This window comes from Elizabethkingia miricola (assembly GCF_001675285.1).
Taxonomy (GTDB): domain Bacteria; phylum Bacteroidota; class Bacteroidia; order Flavobacteriales; family Weeksellaceae; genus Elizabethkingia; species Elizabethkingia miricola.
The window spans coordinates 618,009-639,816 of record NZ_LSGQ01000003.1 but is presented as its reverse complement, the minus strand read 5'-3'; the positions used below and the strand labels follow the sequence as shown (position 1 = coordinate 639,816).

Sequence of the window (21,808 nt, the reverse complement as noted above, 5' to 3'; positions counted from 1 at the left end):
ATTCTAATTCTTATAAAAAGATTAAATAATGAATACTCAATCAAGATATCCTTATACAGTAAAAAAGACGACATTTCTGCCGCCTCTCTAGTTCTCTTAGTTATTATTTCTTGGGGGTTTGCCCATTTTCTCCGCCCGTATCTCCACCAGCATCACCACCTGAATCTGTTTGATCTCCATCTGCTCCATAAGCAGAAATAGTAGTTGGATGGTTTACTGGTGCTGGTATATTATTATTTGGAAATGCTAATCCTAGTAGCATTAAAATTAAATTAATCATAATTTCAAAAATTTAAAAATTTGCATAAGTGTTCTTCCCTGCGAAACAGATCACAGGCGGTGTTACACGTTGTTTAAAAAAGAAGCGCTTCTTAAATTTTTGGGAAGTGGGCTTTCAAAAACGGAGGGGCAAATTCTGCTTCCCAACCCAGAGATTTACACTCCGTTTTATCCAGCCATTTTAAAAATCAGTTTTGTACTTTGGTTTTTATAAGTCTTGTTTTCTCACTGATTTCTATGGCAAAGTAAAAGCAAAGCACAAGGCAAGGGTTAGAAAGTTTTTGGAAAGTTTTTGGAAAGTTTTTCAGCCATTTTGTACGGAAAACCGTATTTTTTTTAGCAACGGACATTCTATTTTGCAAGTAAATTTTAGAAGTATGGCGAAATTTTTAGCCCAAAAAAAAAAATTGCTTGAAGATGTCTACGAAAAGGCTTCTAGTGAAACAACAGAAATCTCATTTAGTGGCATTACTAAGTATCTTGAAAGAACATTTAAAGATGATTATAAAATTCAACTGAGTTATAAAGCTTTTGAAAACTATTATAAGGCAATAGTAAAAGAAGAAAATGGAGATTATAATATAAAGACCAATATATTAGATGATCTGAGTAAATATCTCGGGTATGATACTTTTAAAGAGTATTGTTCAGAATGGAAAACCATTGAATATTCAATAAATCATACAATCTCTAAAATAGTTATTAACATTGTAAATAAGCCTCTTTTAAACCTCCCTGATTTCTTCCACAAGAAAAGTAATATGGGTATTATAGGAATTATCCTTTTACTTGGAACCTTTATGGGTGGTATTGGTTTTATTCGACAGAAGAATAACCAACTTAGGAATGAATCTATAACTGATAGTATTATCAGACTTATAGGAAGGATTGAGCCTGAAAAAAAATGCATGTATTGGGATGATAATGCATACACTTCAATTGCTTGTGACAACAAAACTCTTTACAGAAATATAATACCTATTGATTCTCTGGATTTAAACAACTTCAAAAAAATTACAAGACCCGATACTTTAACTTCGGAAAATGCGCTGGGCAAAATCTGGTATTCCAAACGTTGGAACAAGGTTGACTTTTTTACCACTACTAATAGAAAAGGAATTAATCCTAAAAACGGTGCGACATTGCGACCTGTTACTGAAATGATTATTGAAAAATATGCCCATAGTAAATAGGGATAATAGTAATGAGTAATGAGTAATGAGTAATGAGTAATGAGTAATGAGTAATGAGTAATGAGTAATGACTGACAACCGAAAACTAATAACTAACAACTAATGGTTAATAACCAACAACTTGCTAAATTAACAGAACTTAAAATTCTATGCCTGTAAAAGGAAAAGAATTGTTGTATATTTGAAAGAGGTTAGATTTTTGCATAGCTTTTACTTCATTCAAAATCACAATACCATAATGCAGCATAACGATTACAATGAGTCCGGTTATATTCATTTTGAAAACTTTTTTGCAGAAACCAAACTGCAAGAGACAGAGCGTATTCTGAAAAAATTCCATAAAAGCTGGCTGGCAGTCAATGCCGAAGGTTACAAGAATGGTTCTATCAACAGCCACAGTATAACATCCGGTGAGTTTATTAACGAACAGGAACGCCTTGCACTTTTTCGTTTTATCACACAGGAAAAAATTAAAAATATTCTTAACTCCATTTTTCCGGGAAAAGCTGTATTTCTGAACACCCAGCTATTTTTTGACCCGTTCAATCCGTTGCAGCAAAATTACTGGCACCGTGATATTCAGTATACCGGATTAAATATTGATGATCAAAAAGAAGCTATCCGGAACCAAAATGTTGTACACTTCAGAATTCCTTTCAAACCTGAACTGGGTATCGAGTTAGTTCCTGGAACTCATAAAAACTGGGATCTTCCGGAAGAATCGGAAACCAGATTATCTTTAAACGGACGCAAGCCCGGTGACAGTCTGGAAAGAGGAAAAGTAATAAGTCTGGATCGTGGGGATCTCCTGGTATTTTCTGCAAATATGATCCACAGGGGCCTGTATGGACGAAACCGTTTTTCTTTCGATATTATTTTCTGTGATGACACACCTGATTTCAAAGAATTTATCGATCCTAAAAATCAGCCTACTCCACAGGAATTAGAAGTACTGGACCGTCAGTTATTTCTGAATAATCCCTGAATCGTTTTTAATAATATTGTAAAACCGTAGTATGACGCTTTATAAATGTTAATCGCTCAAAAACGGTACTGCTTATTTCCGGTTAATTATAATAAGCTCTAAAAAAGTAACATTAACGATAATATTTTAAAATTATGAATCAACTAAAAAACGATTCACCAAATACTAATGATATTAAGGCAGTTTTCTTCGATATTGACGGAACATTGCTAAGCTTTAAAACACACAAAGTTCCCGCTTCCACAGAAGAAGCGATTCGGATTTTAAAAGAAAAAGGTATACATGTCTTTGTTTCTACAGGACGCTCTTATAATGATATCGGGCATATCAGATACCTGGATTTCGATGGGTTCATTACGTACAACGGTGGTTATTGTATTACCAAAGAAGGTGAAGTATTGTTCAAAAAATGTATTAATCCCAATGATGTAAAAGCATTACTGGATTATGCAGATAACAATCCTTTAAGCTTTTCTCTGATGTCAGAACATGGAAATTTCATTCATGATGTAACACCGGAAATCGCCGGGATGTATGCACACCTCAACCTTCCGGTTCCTCCTTTGGTAGATATGTCTAATACGGATACTGAGAATGTGCTTCAGGGTAATATTTTTATTTCTTCTGAAGAAGAAGCTGCATTTATGGCTCAGGTAATGCCTGATTCTATCGCTTCAAGATGGTCTCCGCTTTTTGCAGATGTTAACCCGAGTGGCCAAAGTAAGCAGGTAGGTATTGAAGTATTCTGTAAACATTACGGGATAGATGTTTCCCAAACTATGGCATTTGGGGATGGCGGCAATGATATTACTATGCTGAAATATGTCGCTTTGGGGATTGCTATGGGAAATGCTAATCCTGAAGTAAAAGAGATTGCAGATTATGTAACAGATGATATAGATAATGATGGTATTCTGAAAGCATTGAAGCATTTCGGAATTATAGATTAGGAAGAAAACGTCTTTCAGACCCGTTTTTGGGAGAACAAATAAACAGAACTAACCGGGAGAAAAATGATAATCCGTTTCTTTCCCGGTTATTTTTTTGACCAATTGTACTTTTGGCAGGATAAAATGTACAGAAAGCTGGATGAATTTTGTAAAAAAAATATCCTTCTCAAAAGCCCGCTAATTCTTTATTTCTTTGTATGTTAGCTCCATCTAAACAACACAAAAAATGACTCCGGAAGTAAAGATTACGAACACCGAAATTTTATCCGATAACTGGTATGTATTAAGAAAAGTTACTTTTGAATATACCAAAGAAGACGGCAGCACCCAAACCCAAAGCAGGGAAGCCTACGACAGAGGAAATGGTGCCACCATCCTTCTGTATAATAAAGATACCAGAACTGTTATTCTGACCAGACAGTTCCGGCTGCCAACCTACCTCAACGGAAATAAAACAGGAATGCTGATCGAAGCATGTGCAGGACTCTTGGATCAGGACAATCCTGAAGACTGCATCCGCAGAGAAACAGAAGAAGAAACAGGCTACAAAGTAAAAGAAGTACGCAAAGTTTTTGAAGCCTATATGTCGCCGGGATCGGTTACAGAAATTCTGTATTTCTTTATTGCCGAATATTCTAAAGATATGAAAGTTGCCGAAGGTGGCGGACTGGAGGAAGAGGAAGAAAACATTGAGGTACTGGAAACCGAAATCGATAAGGCAATGGATATGATAGCAACAGGAGAAATAAAAGATGCTAAAACCATTATACTCCTTCAGTACATTAAGCTCCACCAGATTTTATAATTTAACTACTTCCATTGCTTATGCTTAGCCTTGTATCGTTTATTGGTGACACTACATCTACCGATGAAGTTTCTGTGGAAAATGTACTAGCCTATGAAAACAGATTGTACAAGGCTATGAAAGAAAGTGACATTTATATGCTTGACTTACTGCTTCATGATGATCTGTTATTTATTATTCCCACCGGAGAAGTTATCACCAAAGAACAGGACTTAAAAAATTATAAAGACCGTATAATAGAAATTGAAGAGCTAATTCCGGAAACAGAAAGCCTGAATATTATAGAAGATACAGCAGTTATTACACTGACCATAGCATTAAAAGGAAAATTCAGAGGAGATAGTTTTGAAACCCGATACCGCTATATCCGTTTTTGGAAAAACATTGAAAATGAACTAAAAGTAATTGGCGGAAGCTGTATTCCTTCCATAGCATTAACGGAATAAAATAACATTCAATTAAAATACCGATTGGTATATTTTTCGTAACTTTAATACGTTTCAAAAATAATAACATGAATGTTAAAAAAGTAGCAATAGTCGGCTATAACAGAACTCCTTTTGTAAGGTACAATACCGTCTTTGCCAATACAACCAATCAGGATCTTCTTCTTTCGGCTCTTCAGGGACTTATTAACAAATATAACCTTCAGGGAAAATTATTAGGAGAAGTTGCCGGAGGTGCAGTTATTAAGCACATCTCCGAAAGTAATCTGATCCGGGAAACTGTAATGAAAACCAATCTGGATCCGGCAACCCCGGGTTGTGATCTTCAACAGGCATGTGATACCGGAATTGAGGCCGCTATTTATATTGCTAACAAAATAGCTCTCGGGCAAATAGACTGTGGTATTGCCTGTGGTGTAGAGGTAATGAGTAATATCCCGTTTGAAAGCAGTCTTCGGTTAAGAAAAGCTTTACTGAATGCTAATAAAGAGAAAAGTACTTTTGGTAAAATAAAACAATTACTCAGACCCTCACTAAAAGACTGGTTTCCTATCCCATACAAAGGCCAGGAACCTGAAACCGGTCTGGTCATGGGTGAACATACTGAGTTAACAGCTAAATATTACCACATCTCCAGAGAGGAACAGGATGCTTTATCTTTAAAGAGCCACCAAAAACTGGCCAAAGCCTACGATGAAGGGTTTTATGAAGATATGATTACTCCTTATCTGAATGTAAAAGAAGATAACAACCTTCGAAGAGATACCAGTCTGGAAAAACTCGCATCCCTAAAACCAGCTTTTGATAAAAAGAACGGGACGCTAACTGCTGGTAATTCAACTCCTTTTACAGACGGAGCATCTACGATATTACTGGCCAGTGAAGAATGGGCTGAAGCAAATGGTCTTCCGATTCTGGCTTATATCACCTATGCTGAACTTGCCGGAATTGAATATGTGCAGAACAGGCAAAATTTGCTTCTGGCACCTGTTTTTGCAGCTGACAGGATGCTGAAAAAAGCAAATATGAAGCTGGAGGACTTTGATTATTATGAAATTCATGAAGCTTTTGCCGCACAAATTCTGGCAACACTGAAAATCTGGGAAACAAAAGAATTGGCTTTGCAATTTGGTCTGCAGGATGCTCTGGGAAAAGTTGATCCCGAAAAATTAAATGTAAAAGGAGGTAGCCTCGCAGCTGCTCATCCGTTTGCCGCTACCGGCGGACGAATTATTGCTACACTGGCTAAGCTCCTGAATGAGAAGGGCAATGGAAAAGGATTTATTTCTATTTGTGCAGCCCGCGGACAGGGAGTCACCATGATTATAGAAAAATAAATTTTGGAATAAAAAGATGAGAAAAGGGAGACTGATAGCAGCCTCCCTTTTTACAATTTAATCTACTTTAACTTATTACTATTATTTTTTGTCTTTTTATACTTATTACCTTCCTTTTGCCTTGTCACCTCGCAAAGTCATCACCGTACTCAGAACCGTTGCTACCTGTTTACCCATTTCATTTTCAATGGTACACTGATAAACTGTAATTGTTCTGCCCCTTTGAATGGGTTTTGCATAAGCAACCAGCGTATCATTCCATACAGGTCTGAAAAAATTAATTTTCAGCTCAATACTGGTAAAACTCTCTCCCTCTTCTATTACAGTGGAATGCGCTGTTCCTATAGCTGCATCTGCCAACTCACACAACATCCCACCATGTACAGTGCCTTGTTGATTCGCATGAATTTTCACATCAGTTTTTAAAGAAACATGAGCTTCTCCATGATCAATTCCGGTAAGCTTAAATTTTAATGTTTCCGAAATCGCTGTCGGGTATTGCAAAAACGTAACGTATCCTTCAATAGATTCATGATTCACAACTTTTCTGAGATAATCCAGCACAGGTACTTTTTCCATATATTTTGTTATAATCTGGTGTGAAACAAATCTACTCTATAATAAGCATGAAGACTTTGAAAAGGTATTTTAAATATATATAACTTCAATAGCTAAAATGCATTAGTCCAGAGTTTTTCAGATATTAATTGCCGGCTGACCATATGCTAGCATATAGGCTTCTTTTAGCACTTCTGTATAAGTTGGATGGGCATACGAAATACTGAACATATCCTTTGCAGTTACTTCATATTCCAGCGCCACTACCGCCTGAGCAATACTGTCTGCAGCCCTTGGGCCAATGATGTGTACGCCAAGAATTTCACCGTATTTAGGATCTACCAATACCTTTGCAAAACCTTCCATATCCATAGAAGCACGAGCTCTTGCGCTGGCTGAGAAAGGAAACTTTCCGGACTGATAATCTATATTATTCTTTTTCAGCTCTTCTTCTGTAGCACCTACTGAGGCTACCTCAGGCCATGTATAAACAACAGAAGGAATACGTCCGTAGTGAATATGAGGTTTCTGCCCATCAATCGTTTCTGCAACAAAAACACCTTCTTCTTCGGCTTTATGCGCCAACATTGCACCACCGATTACATCTCCGATAGCATATATCCCGGGAACCGAAGTCTGCAATTTTTCGTCTGTTATAATAAATCCCCGTTCATCCAGCTTCACTCCGGTATTTTCAAGCCCCAGATTTTCAGTATATGGTCTCCGTCCCACAGCTACTAATATATAGTCTGCTGCCAAAGAGTTTTCAATTCCATTTTTGTCTCTGAAGTATACTTTTGTATGATCACCAAGGTTCTCAGCTTTATAAACTGCCTGCTGCAGGCGAATATCCATCCCGTCTTTCTTCAGTATTTTTTGCAGTGTTTTCCCCAGCTCATGGTCCATTGCAGAAATCAGATGATCTGCATATTCCAGAATACTCACCTCAGTTCCTAATCTGTTAAAGACGGAAGCCATTTCTACACCAATTACTCCACCTCCAATAATAACCATACTTTTTGGAAGTTCCTTCAGAGAAAGTGCTTCCGTAGAAGTTATAATCCTTTCTTTGTCTATATTAATTCCGGGTAAAGCCGATGGCTTAGAACCTGTGGCAATAATAAAATTTTTAGAAGTCACTTTTTGCACAGTTCCTTCATTTCGGATTTCAATTGTCGAGTTATCCACAAAAGAAGCTGCGCCTGTTATACGGGTAATATTATTTTTCTTCATCAGAAATTCCAATCCTTCCGTATTCTTTTGAACAACATCGGCTTTTCTCCGGAACATTTGCCCGAAGTCCAATCCAATTGTATCCAGTTTAATTCCGTGTTGGCTGAACTTTTTCAGTGCATCTGAATAATGATGGGTACTGTCCAGCAAAGCTTTTGTAGGAATACATCCTACATTGGTACAGGTACCACCCAAAGTATTATATTTCTCTACCAGTAATGTACGGTATCCCAACTGAGCGCTTCTTATAGCTGCCACATATCCTCCGGGGCCTGAACCTATAACGGTAACATCATAATTTTCCATATCCAATTTATTTTAATGCTTTCTTACATTTTCTCTATTACTATTGCACTTGCTCCCCCACCGCCATTGCAAATAGCCGCTACACCATATTTTCCGTTTTCCTGTTGCAATACATGTGTAAGAGTTGTGAGAATCCTTGCTCCGGAAGCTCCTATCGGATGACCGATAGCAACAGCTCCGCCATAAACATTGATCTTATCCGGAGAAATTCCTAAAAGTTCCTGCATTGAAAGGACAACCGAAGCATAAGCTTCATTAATTTCATAGTAATCGATATCTTCTAATTGCAATCCTGCTTTTTTCAGTGCCTTAGGAATTGCTATTGCCGGTGCAGTGGTAAACCATTCCGGAGCTTGTGCAGCATCTGCATAACCAATAATTTTAGCTAAAGGTTTCAGGTTATATTTTGCAACAGCATCTTCCGAAGCCAGCAAAAGAACCGATGCACCATCATTCAGATTACTGGAATTTGCAGCTGTCAGCAGCCCGTCTTTTTCGAATACAGATGGCAGGCTGGCCATTTTTTCAGGAATTACTTTATATATATCTTCATCTTCTACAAAAAAGCTCTCCTCCTTTTTATGTCGGACAGGTACTGATACAATCTCATTTCTGAATTTTCCTTTTTGCGTAGCTTCCTGTGCGCGTTTATACGAGTTTAACGCATAATCATCCAGTTGCTCTCTTGTAAAACCAAAGTGTCTGATCCCGATCTCCGCAGCATTTCCCATATGAAAATCGTGGTAGACGTCCCACAAACCGTCCTTGATCATTCCATCTGTAAGCGTTGCATGGCCGAGTTTGTTTCCGTTCCGCATATAAACATAATGCGGTGTGTTACTCATACTCTCCATTCCGCCTGCCAGTACCACATCATCAATACCCAATTGAATTTGTTGGGCTCCGAAAATAACAGCTTTCATTCCCGCAGCGCAAACTTTATTAACAGTGGTAGCATCTTTATCATCCGGGACGCCAGCAAATCGGGCAGCCTGGCGAGCTGGTGACTGTCCGACACCTGCATTCAGAACATTTCCTAAATACACACTGTCTACAGCAGATTCAGGTATTTGTACTTCATTATAAATGGCTTTAATAACTAAAGCTCCAAGCTGAGTAGCAGTGTAAGAAGCCAGGCTACCAAGAAGCCCACCGACAGGTGTACGTTTAGCTGCTACAATAAAAACATTTTCCATATCAAATTCCATAATATACCAATCGGTATATTTTTAATTAAAAAAATTAAACTTTTATTTCTTCATCAATAATTTTCAGAATACGGTCCAATGCAATATTTAATTGTGTTGTACTTCCAAGTGTTCTGGATAGTAGCACTCCTCCCTCAATCAGCATCATAATCGTATAGGCATATTGGTCAGAATTGGTTTCCGCTTTGAAAGCGCCTTCTGCTTTCCCTTCTTCAATAACGTGGACAATTCTTTTATGCCAGATCATAAAATATTTCTTCACAACTTCCTGAAGGAATAACAAATGATCATCGGCTTCCGTAGCAGCATTCAGCATTGGACATCCACCAATACTGTATATCTGATTCCAATTGTCTCTATAAAAATTAACAAAAGCACGCAGACGCATATAGGCATTATCAGCAGTACTCATTGCCTCCTCAAATCCTTTATATAAAAGAGCTGCATTGTATTTAAATGCTTCAGTTACTACCTCATCTTTGCTATCAAAATTCCCGTAAATACTACCTTTAGACAATCCGGTCACCTCCGTGATATCCGACAGCGAAGTAGCCGCATATCCCTTTGTATTAAACATCGGAGCTGTTTTCTCAATAATAAATAGTTTCGTTTTCTCAGCTTTGTTCATTTTCATTCAGAATTGTAAGACAAATATACAAACAAAATATACCAATTGGTATATTTTTAAAAAGAATTATTTTTATGCCCATCCATAGCGATTGTTTACTTATTGTAAATCAGAGAATAAAATTAAATTCTTGCCATAGGACAATATAAGTTGAATCTGATATTGAATAATTTTATTATCTCAAAAAAATATCTGTTATGCGTAAGTTAATTTTCATTGTACACACCTCTCTGGATGGCTATATTGCCAATACAGACGGAAGTTTTGATGGTTTAAATCCCGGGAGTAACAACCTGGATTATGTCTGCAGTATTGCTGAAAATGCTGATACAATTCTCGCAGGGCGGACTACTTTTCAGCTACTGAATACTTATTGGCCGGATGCATTTAAAAGACCTGAGGCCAGCCTTTCCGAAGTGCGTTATTCAACATGGTACAATTCCACCCGGAAAGTTATTGCCTCAACAACAATAGATGCACCGGATAAAAGCACAGCAATCATACATAAGGATATACCGGAATACATAAAGAAATTAAAACAGAAAAGAGGCAAATCCATTGTCATATTTGGAAGTCCGGCACTGTTCCAATCCATATTAGCATTTGATCTCATAGACGAATATCACATTATCCTGTATCCCGTAATTTTAGGAGATGGTATCCCTTTGTTTAAAGGGAATTGCAACAAGCAGGAATTCTTTTTCTCAGGGATAACTCCTCTGGACAATGGTGAAGTTGCTCTAAAATGTCTTACCGGCAGGCGTTAGTTTTTTTGTTCCTGGAAGAAAACTTTTTAAGCTGGTACTTTTACCGGATTCCGTACATTTGATTTATAAGATTACATGCATGGAAGATTCAACTAGAAAAAATCACTGGGAAACCGTTTATGAAACTAAAAATCCGGATCAGGTAAGCTGGACACAAGAGGTTCCAAAAACATCACTGGATTTTATACATTCATTTGGATCAGACAAAACCGCATCCATAATTGATATTGGAGGCGGTGATAGTAATTTAGTAGACTTCCTCCTTCTCGAGGGTTATGAAAACATCTCCGTACTGGATATTTCAGCAAAAGCATTGGAAAGAGCAAAAAAACGCCTCGGAAAAGATGCTGAAAAGATAAAATGGATTGTAAGTGATATCACCAGTTTTGCCCCTGAAACCCGTTATGACATCTGGCATGACAGGGCTACTTTTCATTTTCTGACAACACCGGAACAGATTGCAAAATACATTGACATTGCTGAACGTTATGTTACCAGATACATGATTATCGGAACTTTTTCTGTAAACGGACCAACCAAATGCAGTGGACTCGAGATTATGCAATATGATGAACAATCTTTGTCTCTAAAACTGGAAAATAAATTTGATAAACTAAGCTGTATGACTGAAGACCACACAACTCCTTTCAATACATCTCAGAACTTTATATTCTGCAGTTTTAAAAAGCGGACTGATTAATTATTTTTTTATCCGGCTGCCACATCATCCAAATGTTTTATGTACAAAGAGGGCGAAACAGAAACTTCCTTTTTGAATACGGTTGCAAATTTATTTGGAGAAGAAAAACCTGCTTCGTCTGCTAGCGTTGCTACTTTATATTTTCTGTATTGCGGCATTTTTTCCAGCTTAAATACAATATATTTTATCCTCAGTTCATTGATGTAATTGTTAAAGTCTTTTTTCTTATAGGTATTGATGATATAAGAAATATACCGGGTATTGGCTCCACAATACGTTGCCAGATAAGAAAGCGAAATATTTTTCTTTGTGAAGAGTGTAGAGTTTTCAAACTCTCGCAAACGTAACAATAATTTCTGTTCTGTAGCATGCGTCATTATTATCCCTGTTTCGCTATCGTCTGTTTCATTGTCCTCCAGCTTTGCAATATTCAATACAGCAACAGAATTTTTATGAATTTCTTTCAGCTTATTCTTTTCAGGAATTTTCTTTTTCAGAATTCGGTTAAGTTTGGTAAATGTCGTTTTAAAATTCTCCCGGTACTGGGTAAAGTAGATTATATTAATCATTAGCACCAAACATATCACTATAATGATCCAGTTTTTAACATGATTTTTCTGTTGAAGGATATTATTCTTTTTATCCATCTTCTGATAGAAATCATTGATAAATAAGCTGGATCTGTTTGTCAGAAGATCTGTTACCGAATCTCGTTTCTCCTGTATTATTGCAAGTCCTTCCACGTCCTGAACAATAGTATAATACCTGTGGAAAGTATCATACACTTCATTCTTTAGCTGAAGACAGTTTGATTCATTGGCTATCCCCGAAGCCAATTCCACATACTTTTTAGTCTGCTTTAAGTTATCTTTACTCAGATACACTTTTGCCAGGCCATTGTATATAAATCCTTTAACACAATAATCAGGCATGCTCTTCGCTATATACACAGCTTTCCGGTAATGCCGGAGTGAGGCATCCATATTATTAAGATGGTAATAATTCAGTCCTAAAATCTGTTCATTACTGGCCTCCGAGAAATCATCATGATATTCCGATACGTTAAAGAACTGCTGTGATTTCAGTACACTCTCTATTGACTTTCTGTAATCTTTTTTTTCTATTTCATAATAGGCAATTTCCTGCCACATCAAGCCATTTATGGAACCTGAAACTTTTTTATTCTGAATTATCTTAGTGGTATTAAAAGCTTTATCCATGTATTTTTTAGAATGACTATAAAGCTTTAGAATGCGATATTGGGTAGCCAGAAAAATATAAACCTGAGCCTTCCATTCAATCAGATTCGTCTGATCTATAGTTTCTTCTGCCTTTATAGCATATTCTATGCATTTACCGATATCCCCGGACCGATGGTAAAGGAGTGCAGAAAGCATAAGACTTTTCGTCTTTAACAATGGTGTTTCTGCTTTTACATACAAAGAATCTGCTGCCTTCAATGCTTTCAGGAAGTCATTCTGTGATGTCATCAGAATTGTTTTATCGTATACTATAGTATTGCCATTTTTATTTTGGGCGTATGATAAAACTGCTAAAAAATAGAAAACTGCTAAAACAACCTTCCTCATATTTAGTCAATTAGCATTTAAAATTTAATTTCAGACAAATAAGAATTTATTATTAAGAAAACAATAACCCTTATTACCTTACGGACAGCATTCCATATAGATGAGAAAAATTGAAAATATATTATTACTAAATCGAAGATTATAGAAATATTAATACGCAAGACATTTTCAGTCTGTATAAGAATATAATAGTATAACCGATAACCTCTGCCTACTATAGCCCCACAACAATAAATCTAGGAATTATAATATTCAAAAAAATAATTCATTTATATTTAAAAATACAAAACATTAAAAAATCAAGAATAAAAATAGAATTATTTTCATCCGATCATTCTAAAAAATAAAGTTTGTAAAAGAATAGATGTCTACCTTCAGTAATCGAATAACAATAGTTTTCGGATACTGATTATTTTCCAGCGATATTCATACCAACAATTGCAAAAACGGGACAACCTGATAAAATTCTGGTTGCCCGCTAAAACTGTCACCCAGTTTATAAACAAATGATGATGAAATTATTAATTGATATATTAATTGTGTTTTCAGTATTCTACACTATACATTAGGTACAGACAAGCGTCTTACACAACGTATAGAGCGTCCTTCGGTTTTTGCAGCATTTTTTATTTCAGAATTACTCCAGCCAACCAAAAATGCAAGTCTGAAATATCTGATATAATAGAAATTTGCATTAGAGGTATTTGTTGCCGTACTCGTTCCGTAATAAGCAGAACCTGCACCCAGCAGACCTGCTACCAGTCCTACAGGAGAGTCATTAATAGAAGAGCCAAGAAATCCAGGTGTTGTGCGGTAGCCATACAAAGGGATAAAAAGATTCTGAGATTTTTCAGGATAAGAAGTATTAACATTATTTCCAGCATCCAGATTCCAAACAGCACTATAAACAGCACCTACCAGCAGACCATAGTTTTCATTTTTCTGATCAGGATCTCCTAGCGAACTGTATTCATCACCTGTCGGCATCCGCCATGTATTTTCAGGATAGATTTTGGAACACGGATCTACGTTATCCGCAGAAGAACCTGTAGGAGTTGCTGACATCCAGTTCCAATAGTCTAAATCTTTATTTGGATCGGAATATTCATTGTTTACCTTCAATCTGTATTGATCGGACTGAGATGTATTGTATGTAAGGTTTGTTCTTGCCCACAATAAACCTTTCACTTTTACTCCGGATTCTATTAACTGAGCATTAATGTTGTATCTGCTTGATAAAACTGGTGTAAATGCGGCGTTGCTATAAGGCACAATACTATTGGTAAAGCTTCTGACTGTATTATCATCCATTGTAATATCCAATCTTCCCAGTCTTAGCCTAAGATTATTAGCTGGCACATAGGTACTGCTTACCGTATAGAAGGTTGCTGTTTTCGTTGCACCTGCAGCACCTCCTGCTCCAGCCTTATTTATCATATTAGCTGCTGTAACCACTGGTACATCCTGTAAGTTAGAATACTCAGCAGTAAACAGATTAAGATCTCCTGTTTTAATAATCCCGGCAAAATTATTTCCGGTCCCTGTTCCTACCTCCAGAGTGGACGTATTGTTTATACTACCAAACATTCCTCTGGTATCTAAGTTTACATCTATACGGGAAGTATAATGTTTGAATACTATACTCAGATTATTTTGCCCGTATTGTGTACTTACAACCCCCTGGTTGTATAATATATCTTTATTAGCAAGTGTACTTCCGGATACCATTCCCGTTGATGTATTTACCGTAGGAGATATCGTAGAGTTAGTAGAAATAATATACCATTTGTACTGTTTACCTCCATCTACCTGAATACTTGGAGCTGTTCCGGCTGTCCCGTCTACATCTTTTACAAGAGCATTGCTTACCGCATCATAAATTAATAAACGGTATTTAATGCCGTTTTGCATTGGTATATTGGCTGCGAGTACGCGTGCACCGGAAGAAAAGGATGATGCTGTGGCTGCTAATACAGAATTCCCAGAAGCTGATTGTCCTTCAGCTCTTGTAATAACATCAAAGCCCCCTACAGATGTTATTTCATTTTTAGCCAAAGCTGCCATCGGAGAAAGGCCTCCTGCTCTATTATTTACGGAAGCAGTTGCAATATTGGCAACACTAGCCTCTTCTGCAATCCCTTCAATATTAAAAATTAAAACTGTTCCCTCTGCAGGTTTAGATATAGGATTTGTGGGACTTTCGTCTCTGGAGGAACAAGAGATAAAAAGAGTTGTTATGATACTTAATACTGTTAGTCTGTTTATCTTGTTCAGGGTATAAATATTTTTCATATTATTCGGTGTTAGATTGTGGATTGTAATAATTAATGACTTCATCACTACAAGAGTATTTTCTGTAAAGTGCTTTTAAAGATCAAAATTCTTATCACCTACATTCCCGTTATCATTCCAGTCATCGATCTGAGGTGTATCAGACGATGCAGCATCTCCCGGGTTTAATCTTGCAGAGCTTGCTGCAATTCCGGCCTCCATTTCAACATAAATTACTTTCAATTCAGGATAGATATAGCAAGCTCTCTCACCGATTGTAGTTGTTTCATTTTTTAAAGTGTTTTTTCTCATTCAGATTTGGTTTGATTCATTAAATTTTATTGTCTGTTTGTAAAAGCAATGAGGTGTTTAAAATATATTTTAAGCACTCTGCCTGCATTACAAAACTAGAATGACCAATTCCTTTAGAGAAGCTTTAGTATTACCATAATGCGCAAAACGATAGCATTACAAAAGCATTCAAAACATTGATAAACAATAAATTATACATATTGAATTGAAGATACAGAAAGCATGATATGGCAAACTGTGTAAAATATCATAATTCGGAAAACGAAAAGTTTTTTAGCCATACGATTAAAGATATGAGGCAGAAATTATTCAGAAATAGTAGTAAACTTTATTAATAACATGCTTTTGAAAAAACTGAAATTATTATATCTGTATATAAACTGAAAAACTGGTACCTGAAGCTGGTAAAATTCTTCATAGTGACGGCTGCAAGAGATTTTTTTTTCGACTTATACAAAAGTGGATCATTTATACTTTTTTAGAAAAAATCACACAAACAGGAATAATAAAAATGTATTTCGCTGATATTCTGAAAATAAATAAATAGTTTTGTAGTACTAAGTTTTCCGAATGGAAAGGGATTTCATTTCATTTTTAACGCTAAAAGACGCTCTCGAGATATTAAAACTTCAGGTTATCAACAAAGATATCCTTACTTATGACCTGACCAAACAGGACTACCACCTTGAAGAAAATTCGTTATACAGATCCGATTCCTTTTGTGTGATATTGGTAAAATCCGGTGTTGTCAGCTATATTTCGAATGGTGAATATCTTACACTTTATGCCGGGGATATACTATTTTCCCCGATATTGGAAACTTTCTCTATTGAATATCTGTCCGATGATTATGTCGCTTCATATATCCTGTTTACAGAAAAACCCATTACCCAGGCCGGTTTCAATTATCACAATCTGTTAAAAGAGCTCAGACAGGGAGATTCGTTAATTATCAACGGACAACCCGAATTATTTGCACGGATGAAGTTTCATATTGGAGAAATAAGCCGACTGAACAGCAATACACTTCAGGAATATTTCATGGAAGATATCATTTCTCATCATTTCTCAATAATTCTGTTCGAATTGTCTAATTACATAAAGAAAGACGGATATTCCAGAAATCTACTGTCCAGAGATGAAGAAATTACAACAAAGTTTTTCACGCTGGTAAAAGAAAAATACAGATTCGAACATAGTGTACAGTTTTATGCAGAACAGTTATTTATCACAAGAAAATATCTAAGCAAAGTCATAAAAAAAACAATGGACAAAACGCCTAAGGACATTATCAATCAAACAATTATTATAGAGTCCAAGCTTTTGTTAAAAAGAACCAATGCCAATATAAGTGAGGTAGCAGCTCTGGTAGGCTTTAGTGATCAGGCTATGTTTAGTAAGTTTTTCAAAAAACAGTCTGGAAAGTCTCCTTCAGAATATAAAATAGATGATAAAACATTTTAACTGACAACCAGATTATAACCAACACCAAAACAAGACTAACACCACACAAACAAATCATTCCGGATAAATTCCAATAAGGCTAAAGCTGTCAATAAGCCTTTCCTCTACATTAATTTTCTGTCATATTCCGCTTACTGACATAAGGCTGTCACAGTCTGTACCTAATTTAGCAACTTAATAAAAACTTCTTATTTATGAAAACATCCTATTTTCCCTCACTTTTCCACACTTCTTATTTCATTTGTACAAAAAGACCAATAATGGTACTTTTTTGACAGAGTTTAAAACAAATCTAAATAACAAATTTCACCAAACCACTATAAAAACAATTAATTAGAATAATTGATAATATTAATGAGGCACAAAGTTAGGCGTCATTTTGACAAATTTAGTCGATTTTTGCACCTTTTTTTAAGCCTTTTTTAAGTCGAATTTTGCACACGTAAAAAAAACATTATGTATAAGAATTTTATTTTAAAGTCGTCCTTCATCGTTTCTGTGGCTCTTATTCTGAGCAGCTGCAGCAAAGGCGGCGATAACCAAGCATACAACCAACAACCTCCGGAACTCCCAATAGGTGTTATTTCTCAGCAAGATGTAACTATTCCCCGTGAATATGCTGCATCGATAGAAGGAGTTTCTACAGTAGAAATCCGCCCGCAGGTATCGGGTTACCTTAGCCGGATTTTTGTAGATGAGGGTGATTATGTAAGAGCTGGACAGGCTCTATTCAAAATTGAAGACCGAATTTTCCAGGAGCAGTTGAGAAGCGCGCAGGCTACACTTATTTCAGCTAATGCAACTCTTGCAAATGCTAATATAGAGCTGAACCGTAAAAGAGAGCTTGCCAAAAACAACATGGTATCTCCTATTCAGGTGAAAGAAGCTGAAACAGCCTATAATTCAGCCAGAGGTAGTGTAAGCCAGGCACAGGCAGCAATAGAGTCTGCGAAGATTAATCTTAACTTCTCTACAATTAAAGCACCTGTAAGCGGATATATCGGACGTTTCAAATACCGTATCGGAAGTTTGTTATCGCCTACGAATGCTGATCCTATCACGATTTTGTCGGATATTCACCAGATCTATGCTTATTTCAGTTTAAGTGAAAATGATTTTGTAAACTTCCAGAATCAGTACACAGGAAATTCTATTGAAGAAAAATTAAAAAATACGCCTCCGGTGAATCTTATTATGAGCAACGGCGGGCAGTATGAAACTTCAGGTAGAATCAATGCTGTAGAAGGCCAGTTCAACAAAATGACAGGGGCTATTACACTACGTGCTGTATTCGACAATTCAAAAGCAATCCTTAGAAGTGGAAATACAGGAAAAGTACTGTTGGAACAGAAATATGACAATGCTACATTGCTTCCTGTAGGTTCTACAATGATGATTCAGGATAAAGTATATGTTTTCTCTTTAGACAAACAAAACAAAGCTATTCAGATTCCTGTAGAAGTAGCTGGTAAAGCCGGAACCAACTACATTGTAACCAGCGGACTTAAGGCCGGAGATCGTTACATCGTTACCGGATTCGAGAGACTACAGCCTGGAACACCTGTTGTTCCGCAAAAAGAGCAAAAGAAAGAACAGAAAAAAGCTCAGTAAATCGTTTTTTTAAAAGTAAGTTATGCTTAAAAATATTATAAAAAGACCCGTACTAGCCACAGTTATATCCATACTGATGGTAATACTGGGGATAGTGGGAATGCTAAACCTTCCCATTACAAAATTTCCGGAGATCGCACCGCCAACCGTAATGGTTACAGCGGTATATCCGGGAGCTAATGCCGAAACCATTGCACGTTCGGTAGCACCACCAATAGAAAATGCCATCAATGGTGTGGAAAATATGGACTATATTACTTCCACAGCCAGTAACGATGGTACCCTTTCCATTACCGTAATCTTTAAACTGGGAACCAATCCCGATCAGGCAGCTGTAAATGTACAGAATCGTGTGGCTCAGGTAACCAATCAGCTACCCGTAGAGGTTGTACGTGCCGGTATTACCACGATCAAACGTCAGAACAGTATGATTTCCATGCTTGCATTAACAAGTAAGGATGGTAAAATAGATGAACTATTTCTGGAAAACTATGCCAAGATCAATATTATTCCGGAACTAAAAAGAGTAAAAGGAGTTGGTGATGCAATGGTATGGGGTAACAAAGACTACTCTATGCGTGTATGGCTAGATCCTGAAAAATTAAACTCATACGGACTTGCACCTATAGATATTTCCAATGCTATCCAATCTCAGAATATTGAAGCTGCTCCAGGAAAATTCGGGGAAAACAGCAACGAGGCTATGGAGTATGTTATGCGCTATAAAGGTAAATATACAGAGCCTGAACAATATGAAAATATTATTATTAAAGCTCAGAATGACGGCTCCATACTTAGATTAAAGGATGTTGCCAAAGTAGAGTTTGGTGCTTATAGTTATGGTAGTTCATCTAAATTCGATAGAAAATCAGGGCCTATGATGGCTGTATTCCAGATGGCAGGTTCCAATGCCAACGAGGTACAGATCGCCATTAACGAAAAAATGAAACAGCTGGAGAAATCTTTCCCTCCGGGAGTGGAATACCGTATCCCATATGCAACAAAAGAATCTCTGGACCAATCTATCAGTCAGGTAATATCTACGCTTATCGAGGCTTTCATCCTTGTATTTATTGTGGTATATATTTTCCTTCAGGATTTCCGTTCAACTCTGATTCCTGCAATTGCAGTTCCTGTATCTATTATTGGTACGTTCTTCTTTATGAATCTCTTTGGATTCTCTATTAACATTCTTACCCTGTTTGCCCTTGTACTGGCAATTGGTATTGTTGTGGATGATGCCATTGTTGTTGTAGAGGCCGTCCATGCCAAAATGGAGCACCGAAAACTGAATGCACGTGCTGCGACCATGTCTGCAATGCATGAGATTTCCGGAGCAATTGTATCGATTACTTTAGTAATGTCTGCAGTATTCGTTCCGGTAGCCTTTATGAAAGGTTCTACAGGTTTGTTCTATCAGCAGTTTGCTTTAACGCTTGCTATTGCAATTATTATTTCTGCAATCAATGCATTAACGTTAAGCCCTGCGCTTACTGCTTTATTTTTAAAGCCACATGAAGGCGATCACCATGAGAAAAAGAACTTTAAAGACCGTTTCTTTGCAGGATTCAATGCTGCATTCAACGCTATAACCAACCGTTACGGAAAATCTATTCTATTCCTTATTAAGAAAAGATGGATTGCCTTTGCTATTATGGCAGTATTCGGAGGGCTATTCGTATGGATGTCTATGACGACTCCAAAAGGCTTTATTCCGGATGAGGACCAGAACTTCCTGGCAATTACAGTAAACCTTCCTCCGGGAGCTTCAAAAACCAGAACTATTGAGGTTATAAAAACTGCAGAACATTATTTATCAGGACACCCTGCTGTAGAAAATGTAATGACGGTAGACGGGTTCAACATGTTTAGCTCCACCTCATCGGCTTCTGCGGGTGCTATATGGATTAAACTGAAACACCTTAAAGATCGTGGTGATGTAAAGAAAATAGATGATATTATCGGACAATTCCAGGCAAAACTTGCAGAAGACAAGCGTGCTAATTTCCTTGTACTGAACATGCCTACTGTAGACGGCTTTGGTAATACGAGTGGTATGGAACTTGTGCTTCAGGATCGTACCAATGGTGAACTTCAGAAACTGGGACAGGTTTCCTATGAAATGATGGGTGCCCTGATGCAAAGACCGGAAATTGCCGTAGCCTTCACTACTTTCGACGTATCGTTCCCTCAGTTCGAACTATTGGTAGACGAAGCTAAAGCGGCACAGCTTGGTGTAAGCCTTGCGGACGTTATGGGTGTTATGCAGGGATATTACGGTAGTATTCAGTCATCCGACTTCAACAGATTTGGAAAATATTACAGAGTACAGATACAATCTGCATTCGATGCCAGAAAAGATCAACGATCACTGGACGGTGTTTTTGTAAAAAATAATACAGGCGGAATGGTACCAATTAATACATTGGTAACCCTGAAACCTACAACAGGTGCTGAAATTGTAGACCGTTTCAATCTTTTCAACGCGTCCAACCTGACGGTAATGGCTAAGCCGGGATACAGTACAGGACAGGCTATGAAAGCTGTTGAAGAAGTAAGTGAAAAGCTACTTCCACAAGGATATACCTACGATTACAAAGGAATGAGTCGTGAGGAAGCTCAGTCGGGATCTCAATCTACATTAATCTTTGGTTTATGTATTGTGTTTGTCTACTTCCTGTTATCTGCACAGTATGACAGTTACATCCTCCCGCTATCCGTATTATTAGCAATTCCGGTTGGTTTATCCGGAGTATTTATTGGGATTACATTTGCCGATATCTCCAACAATATCTATGTACAGATTGCCATGGTTATGCTAATTGGACTTCTTGCGAAAAATGGTATTCTAATCGTGGAATTTGCCATACAGAGAAGAAGGGTTGGAAAAAGCCTTGTTGCGGCAGCTGTAGAAGGTGCGAAAGCCAGATTAAGACCAATCTTAATGACATCTATCGCTTTCATCGCCGGACTTACACCATTACTTTTTGTAGTAGGCCCTTCAGCATTAGGTAACCACTCTATCGGATACGCTGCAATCTTCGGGATGTTATTCGGAACTGTATTAGGAGTATTTATTACGCCTGTTCTGTTTGTTATTTTCCAATACCTGCATGAGCGTGTCAGCGGTAAGCAAATTTCGGAAGCGGACTGGGAGTATAATTAA

The 21,808-nt window shown here is 37.1% G+C and carries 19 protein-coding genes; 11 read left to right on the top strand and 8 right to left on the bottom strand.

Features of this window, described 5'->3' with window-relative positions; translation table 11 throughout:
* Positions 1-103: 103 nt before the first annotated feature.
* Positions 104-262, bottom strand: a complete 159-nt coding sequence (locus ATE49_RS20130) for a hypothetical protein (RefSeq protein WP_155759290.1) — start codon at positions 260-262, stop codon at positions 104-106.
* A 394-nt stretch (positions 263-656) separates the two neighbouring features.
* Between ATE49_RS20130 and ATE49_RS05820 the strand changes: the two genes are divergently transcribed.
* From ATE49_RS05820 to ATE49_RS05795, 6 genes are all read left to right on the top strand, one after another.
* Positions 657-1,472 carry a hypothetical protein gene (locus ATE49_RS05820; RefSeq protein ID WP_065081383.1) on the top strand — a complete coding sequence of 272 codons (816 nt, stop codon included), beginning with the start codon at positions 657-659 and terminating at the stop codon, positions 1,470-1,472.
* A 238-nt stretch (positions 1,473-1,710) separates the two neighbouring features.
* Positions 1,711-2,457, top strand: a complete 747-nt coding sequence (locus ATE49_RS05815) for a phytanoyl-CoA dioxygenase family protein (RefSeq protein ID WP_065081382.1) — start codon at positions 1,711-1,713, stop codon at positions 2,455-2,457.
* A gap of 134 nt (positions 2,458-2,591) precedes the next feature.
* Complete coding sequence (locus ATE49_RS05810) at positions 2,592-3,407, top strand: Cof-type HAD-IIB family hydrolase (RefSeq protein WP_065081381.1); 816 nt, start codon at positions 2,592-2,594, stop codon at positions 3,405-3,407.
* Between the two features lie 226 nt (positions 3,408-3,633).
* A complete protein-coding gene (nudK, locus tag ATE49_RS05805) occupies positions 3,634-4,212 on the top strand; it encodes a GDP-mannose pyrophosphatase NudK (RefSeq protein WP_065081380.1) in 579 nt (192 codons plus the stop codon).
* A gap of 20 nt (positions 4,213-4,232) precedes the next feature.
* Entirely contained in the window at positions 4,233-4,658 is a 426-nt protein-coding gene (locus ATE49_RS05800; RefSeq protein WP_065081379.1) for a nuclear transport factor 2 family protein, read from the top strand.
* A gap of 68 nt (positions 4,659-4,726) precedes the next feature.
* Positions 4,727-5,995, top strand: a complete 1,269-nt coding sequence (locus ATE49_RS05795; protein WP_065081378.1) for an acetyl-CoA C-acetyltransferase — start codon at positions 4,727-4,729, stop codon at positions 5,993-5,995.
* 105 nt (positions 5,996-6,100) lie between these two features.
* On the opposite strand, the gene ATE49_RS05790 is transcribed toward ATE49_RS05795, so the two are convergent.
* The 4 genes from ATE49_RS05790 to ATE49_RS05775 form a co-directional block, all read right to left on the bottom strand.
* Positions 6,101-6,574, bottom strand: a complete 474-nt coding sequence (locus ATE49_RS05790; RefSeq protein ID WP_065081377.1) for a PaaI family thioesterase — start codon at positions 6,572-6,574, stop codon at positions 6,101-6,103.
* A 117-nt stretch (positions 6,575-6,691) separates the two neighbouring features.
* Positions 6,692-8,092 (bottom strand): dihydrolipoyl dehydrogenase, encoded by a 1,401-nt coding sequence (lpdA, locus tag ATE49_RS05785; protein ID WP_065081376.1) that lies wholly within the window; start codon positions 8,090-8,092, stop codon positions 6,692-6,694.
* Between the two features lie 23 nt (positions 8,093-8,115).
* Positions 8,116-9,300, bottom strand: coding sequence for an acetyl-CoA C-acyltransferase (locus ATE49_RS05780; protein ID WP_065081375.1), 1,185 nt, complete (start codon positions 9,298-9,300; stop codon positions 8,116-8,118).
* A gap of 34 nt (positions 9,301-9,334) precedes the next feature.
* Complete coding sequence (locus ATE49_RS05775; protein ID WP_065081435.1) at positions 9,335-9,928, bottom strand: TetR/AcrR family transcriptional regulator; 594 nt, start codon at positions 9,926-9,928, stop codon at positions 9,335-9,337.
* A gap of 197 nt (positions 9,929-10,125) precedes the next feature.
* Between ATE49_RS05775 and ATE49_RS05770 the strand changes: the two genes are divergently transcribed.
* Together ATE49_RS05770 and ATE49_RS05765 are read left to right on the top strand one after the other, a co-directional pair.
* Positions 10,126-10,695, top strand: a complete 570-nt coding sequence (locus tag ATE49_RS05770) for a dihydrofolate reductase family protein (RefSeq protein ID WP_059343795.1) — start codon at positions 10,126-10,128, stop codon at positions 10,693-10,695.
* Positions 10,696-10,774: 79 nt separating this feature from the next.
* A complete protein-coding gene (locus ATE49_RS05765) occupies positions 10,775-11,395 on the top strand; it encodes a class I SAM-dependent methyltransferase (RefSeq protein WP_065081374.1) in 621 nt (206 codons plus the stop codon).
* Positions 11,396-11,403: 8 nt separating this feature from the next.
* On the opposite strand, the gene ATE49_RS05760 is transcribed toward ATE49_RS05765, so the two are convergent.
* From ATE49_RS05760 to ATE49_RS05750, 3 genes are all read right to left on the bottom strand, one after another.
* Positions 11,404-12,984, bottom strand: coding sequence for a helix-turn-helix domain-containing protein (locus ATE49_RS05760; RefSeq protein ID WP_065081373.1), 1,581 nt, complete (start codon positions 12,982-12,984; stop codon positions 11,404-11,406).
* A gap of 558 nt (positions 12,985-13,542) precedes the next feature.
* Entirely contained in the window at positions 13,543-15,321 is a 1,779-nt protein-coding gene (locus ATE49_RS05755; protein ID WP_233174472.1) for a hypothetical protein, read from the bottom strand.
* Between the two features lie 30 nt (positions 15,322-15,351).
* Entirely contained in the window at positions 15,352-15,567 is a 216-nt protein-coding gene (locus ATE49_RS05750) for a hypothetical protein (protein WP_059155149.1), read from the bottom strand.
* Positions 15,568-16,137: 570 nt separating this feature from the next.
* Between ATE49_RS05750 and ATE49_RS05745 the strand changes: the two genes are divergently transcribed.
* From ATE49_RS05745 to ATE49_RS05735, 3 genes are all read left to right on the top strand, one after another.
* Complete coding sequence (locus ATE49_RS05745; protein WP_065081372.1) at positions 16,138-17,031, top strand: helix-turn-helix domain-containing protein; 894 nt, start codon at positions 16,138-16,140, stop codon at positions 17,029-17,031.
* 456 nt (positions 17,032-17,487) lie between these two features.
* The gene (locus ATE49_RS05740; RefSeq protein WP_059343792.1) at positions 17,488-18,642 is read left to right on the top strand and encodes an efflux RND transporter periplasmic adaptor subunit; all 1,155 of its coding nucleotides are present in this window, start codon (positions 17,488-17,490) and stop codon (positions 18,640-18,642) included.
* A gap of 22 nt (positions 18,643-18,664) precedes the next feature.
* Positions 18,665-21,808: an efflux RND transporter permease subunit gene (locus ATE49_RS05735; protein ID WP_059343791.1), complete on the top strand. Its 3,144-nt coding sequence runs from the start codon at positions 18,665-18,667 to the stop codon at positions 21,806-21,808.

What these genes read in the sequence shown, in the direction of transcription:
- ATE49_RS20130 (WP_155759290.1), bottom strand. Translation starts at nt 262, where the DNA reads ATGCTACTAGGATTAGCATTTCCAAATAATAATATACCAGCACCAGTA.
- ATE49_RS05820 (WP_065081383.1), top strand. Translation starts at nt 657, where the DNA reads ATGGCGAAATTTTTAGCCCAAAAAAAAAAATTGCTTGAAGATGTCTAC.
- ATE49_RS05815 (WP_065081382.1), top strand. Translation starts at nt 1,711, where the DNA reads ATGCAGCATAACGATTACAATGAGTCCGGTTATATTCATTTTGAAAAC.
- ATE49_RS05810 (WP_065081381.1), top strand. Translation starts at nt 2,592, where the DNA reads ATGAATCAACTAAAAAACGATTCACCAAATACTAATGATATTAAGGCA.
- nudK (WP_065081380.1), top strand. Translation starts at nt 3,634, where the DNA reads ATGACTCCGGAAGTAAAGATTACGAACACCGAAATTTTATCCGATAAC.
- ATE49_RS05800 (WP_065081379.1), top strand. Translation starts at nt 4,233, where the DNA reads ATGCTTAGCCTTGTATCGTTTATTGGTGACACTACATCTACCGATGAA.
- ATE49_RS05795 (WP_065081378.1), top strand. Translation starts at nt 4,727, where the DNA reads ATGAATGTTAAAAAAGTAGCAATAGTCGGCTATAACAGAACTCCTTTT.
- ATE49_RS05790 (WP_065081377.1), bottom strand. Translation starts at nt 6,574, where the DNA reads ATGGAAAAAGTACCTGTGCTGGATTATCTCAGAAAAGTTGTGAATCAT.
- lpdA (WP_065081376.1), bottom strand. Translation starts at nt 8,092, where the DNA reads ATGGAAAATTATGATGTTACCGTTATAGGTTCAGGCCCCGGAGGATAT.
- ATE49_RS05780 (WP_065081375.1), bottom strand. Translation starts at nt 9,300, where the DNA reads ATGGAATTTGATATGGAAAATGTTTTTATTGTAGCAGCTAAACGTACA.
- ATE49_RS05775 (WP_065081435.1), bottom strand. Translation starts at nt 9,928, where the DNA reads ATGAACAAAGCTGAGAAAACGAAACTATTTATTATTGAGAAAACAGCT.
- ATE49_RS05770 (WP_059343795.1), top strand. Translation starts at nt 10,126, where the DNA reads ATGCGTAAGTTAATTTTCATTGTACACACCTCTCTGGATGGCTATATT.
- ATE49_RS05765 (WP_065081374.1), top strand. Translation starts at nt 10,775, where the DNA reads ATGGAAGATTCAACTAGAAAAAATCACTGGGAAACCGTTTATGAAACT.
- ATE49_RS05760 (WP_065081373.1), bottom strand. Translation starts at nt 12,984, where the DNA reads ATGAGGAAGGTTGTTTTAGCAGTTTTCTATTTTTTAGCAGTTTTATCA.
- ATE49_RS05755 (WP_233174472.1), bottom strand. Translation starts at nt 15,321, where the DNA reads ATGAAGTCATTAATTATTACAATCCACAATCTAACACCGAATAATATG.
- ATE49_RS05750 (WP_059155149.1), bottom strand. Translation starts at nt 15,567, where the DNA reads ATGAGAAAAAACACTTTAAAAAATGAAACAACTACAATCGGTGAGAGA.
- ATE49_RS05745 (WP_065081372.1), top strand. Translation starts at nt 16,138, where the DNA reads ATGGAAAGGGATTTCATTTCATTTTTAACGCTAAAAGACGCTCTCGAG.
- ATE49_RS05740 (WP_059343792.1), top strand. Translation starts at nt 17,488, where the DNA reads ATGTATAAGAATTTTATTTTAAAGTCGTCCTTCATCGTTTCTGTGGCT.
- ATE49_RS05735 (WP_059343791.1), top strand. Translation starts at nt 18,665, where the DNA reads ATGCTTAAAAATATTATAAAAAGACCCGTACTAGCCACAGTTATATCC.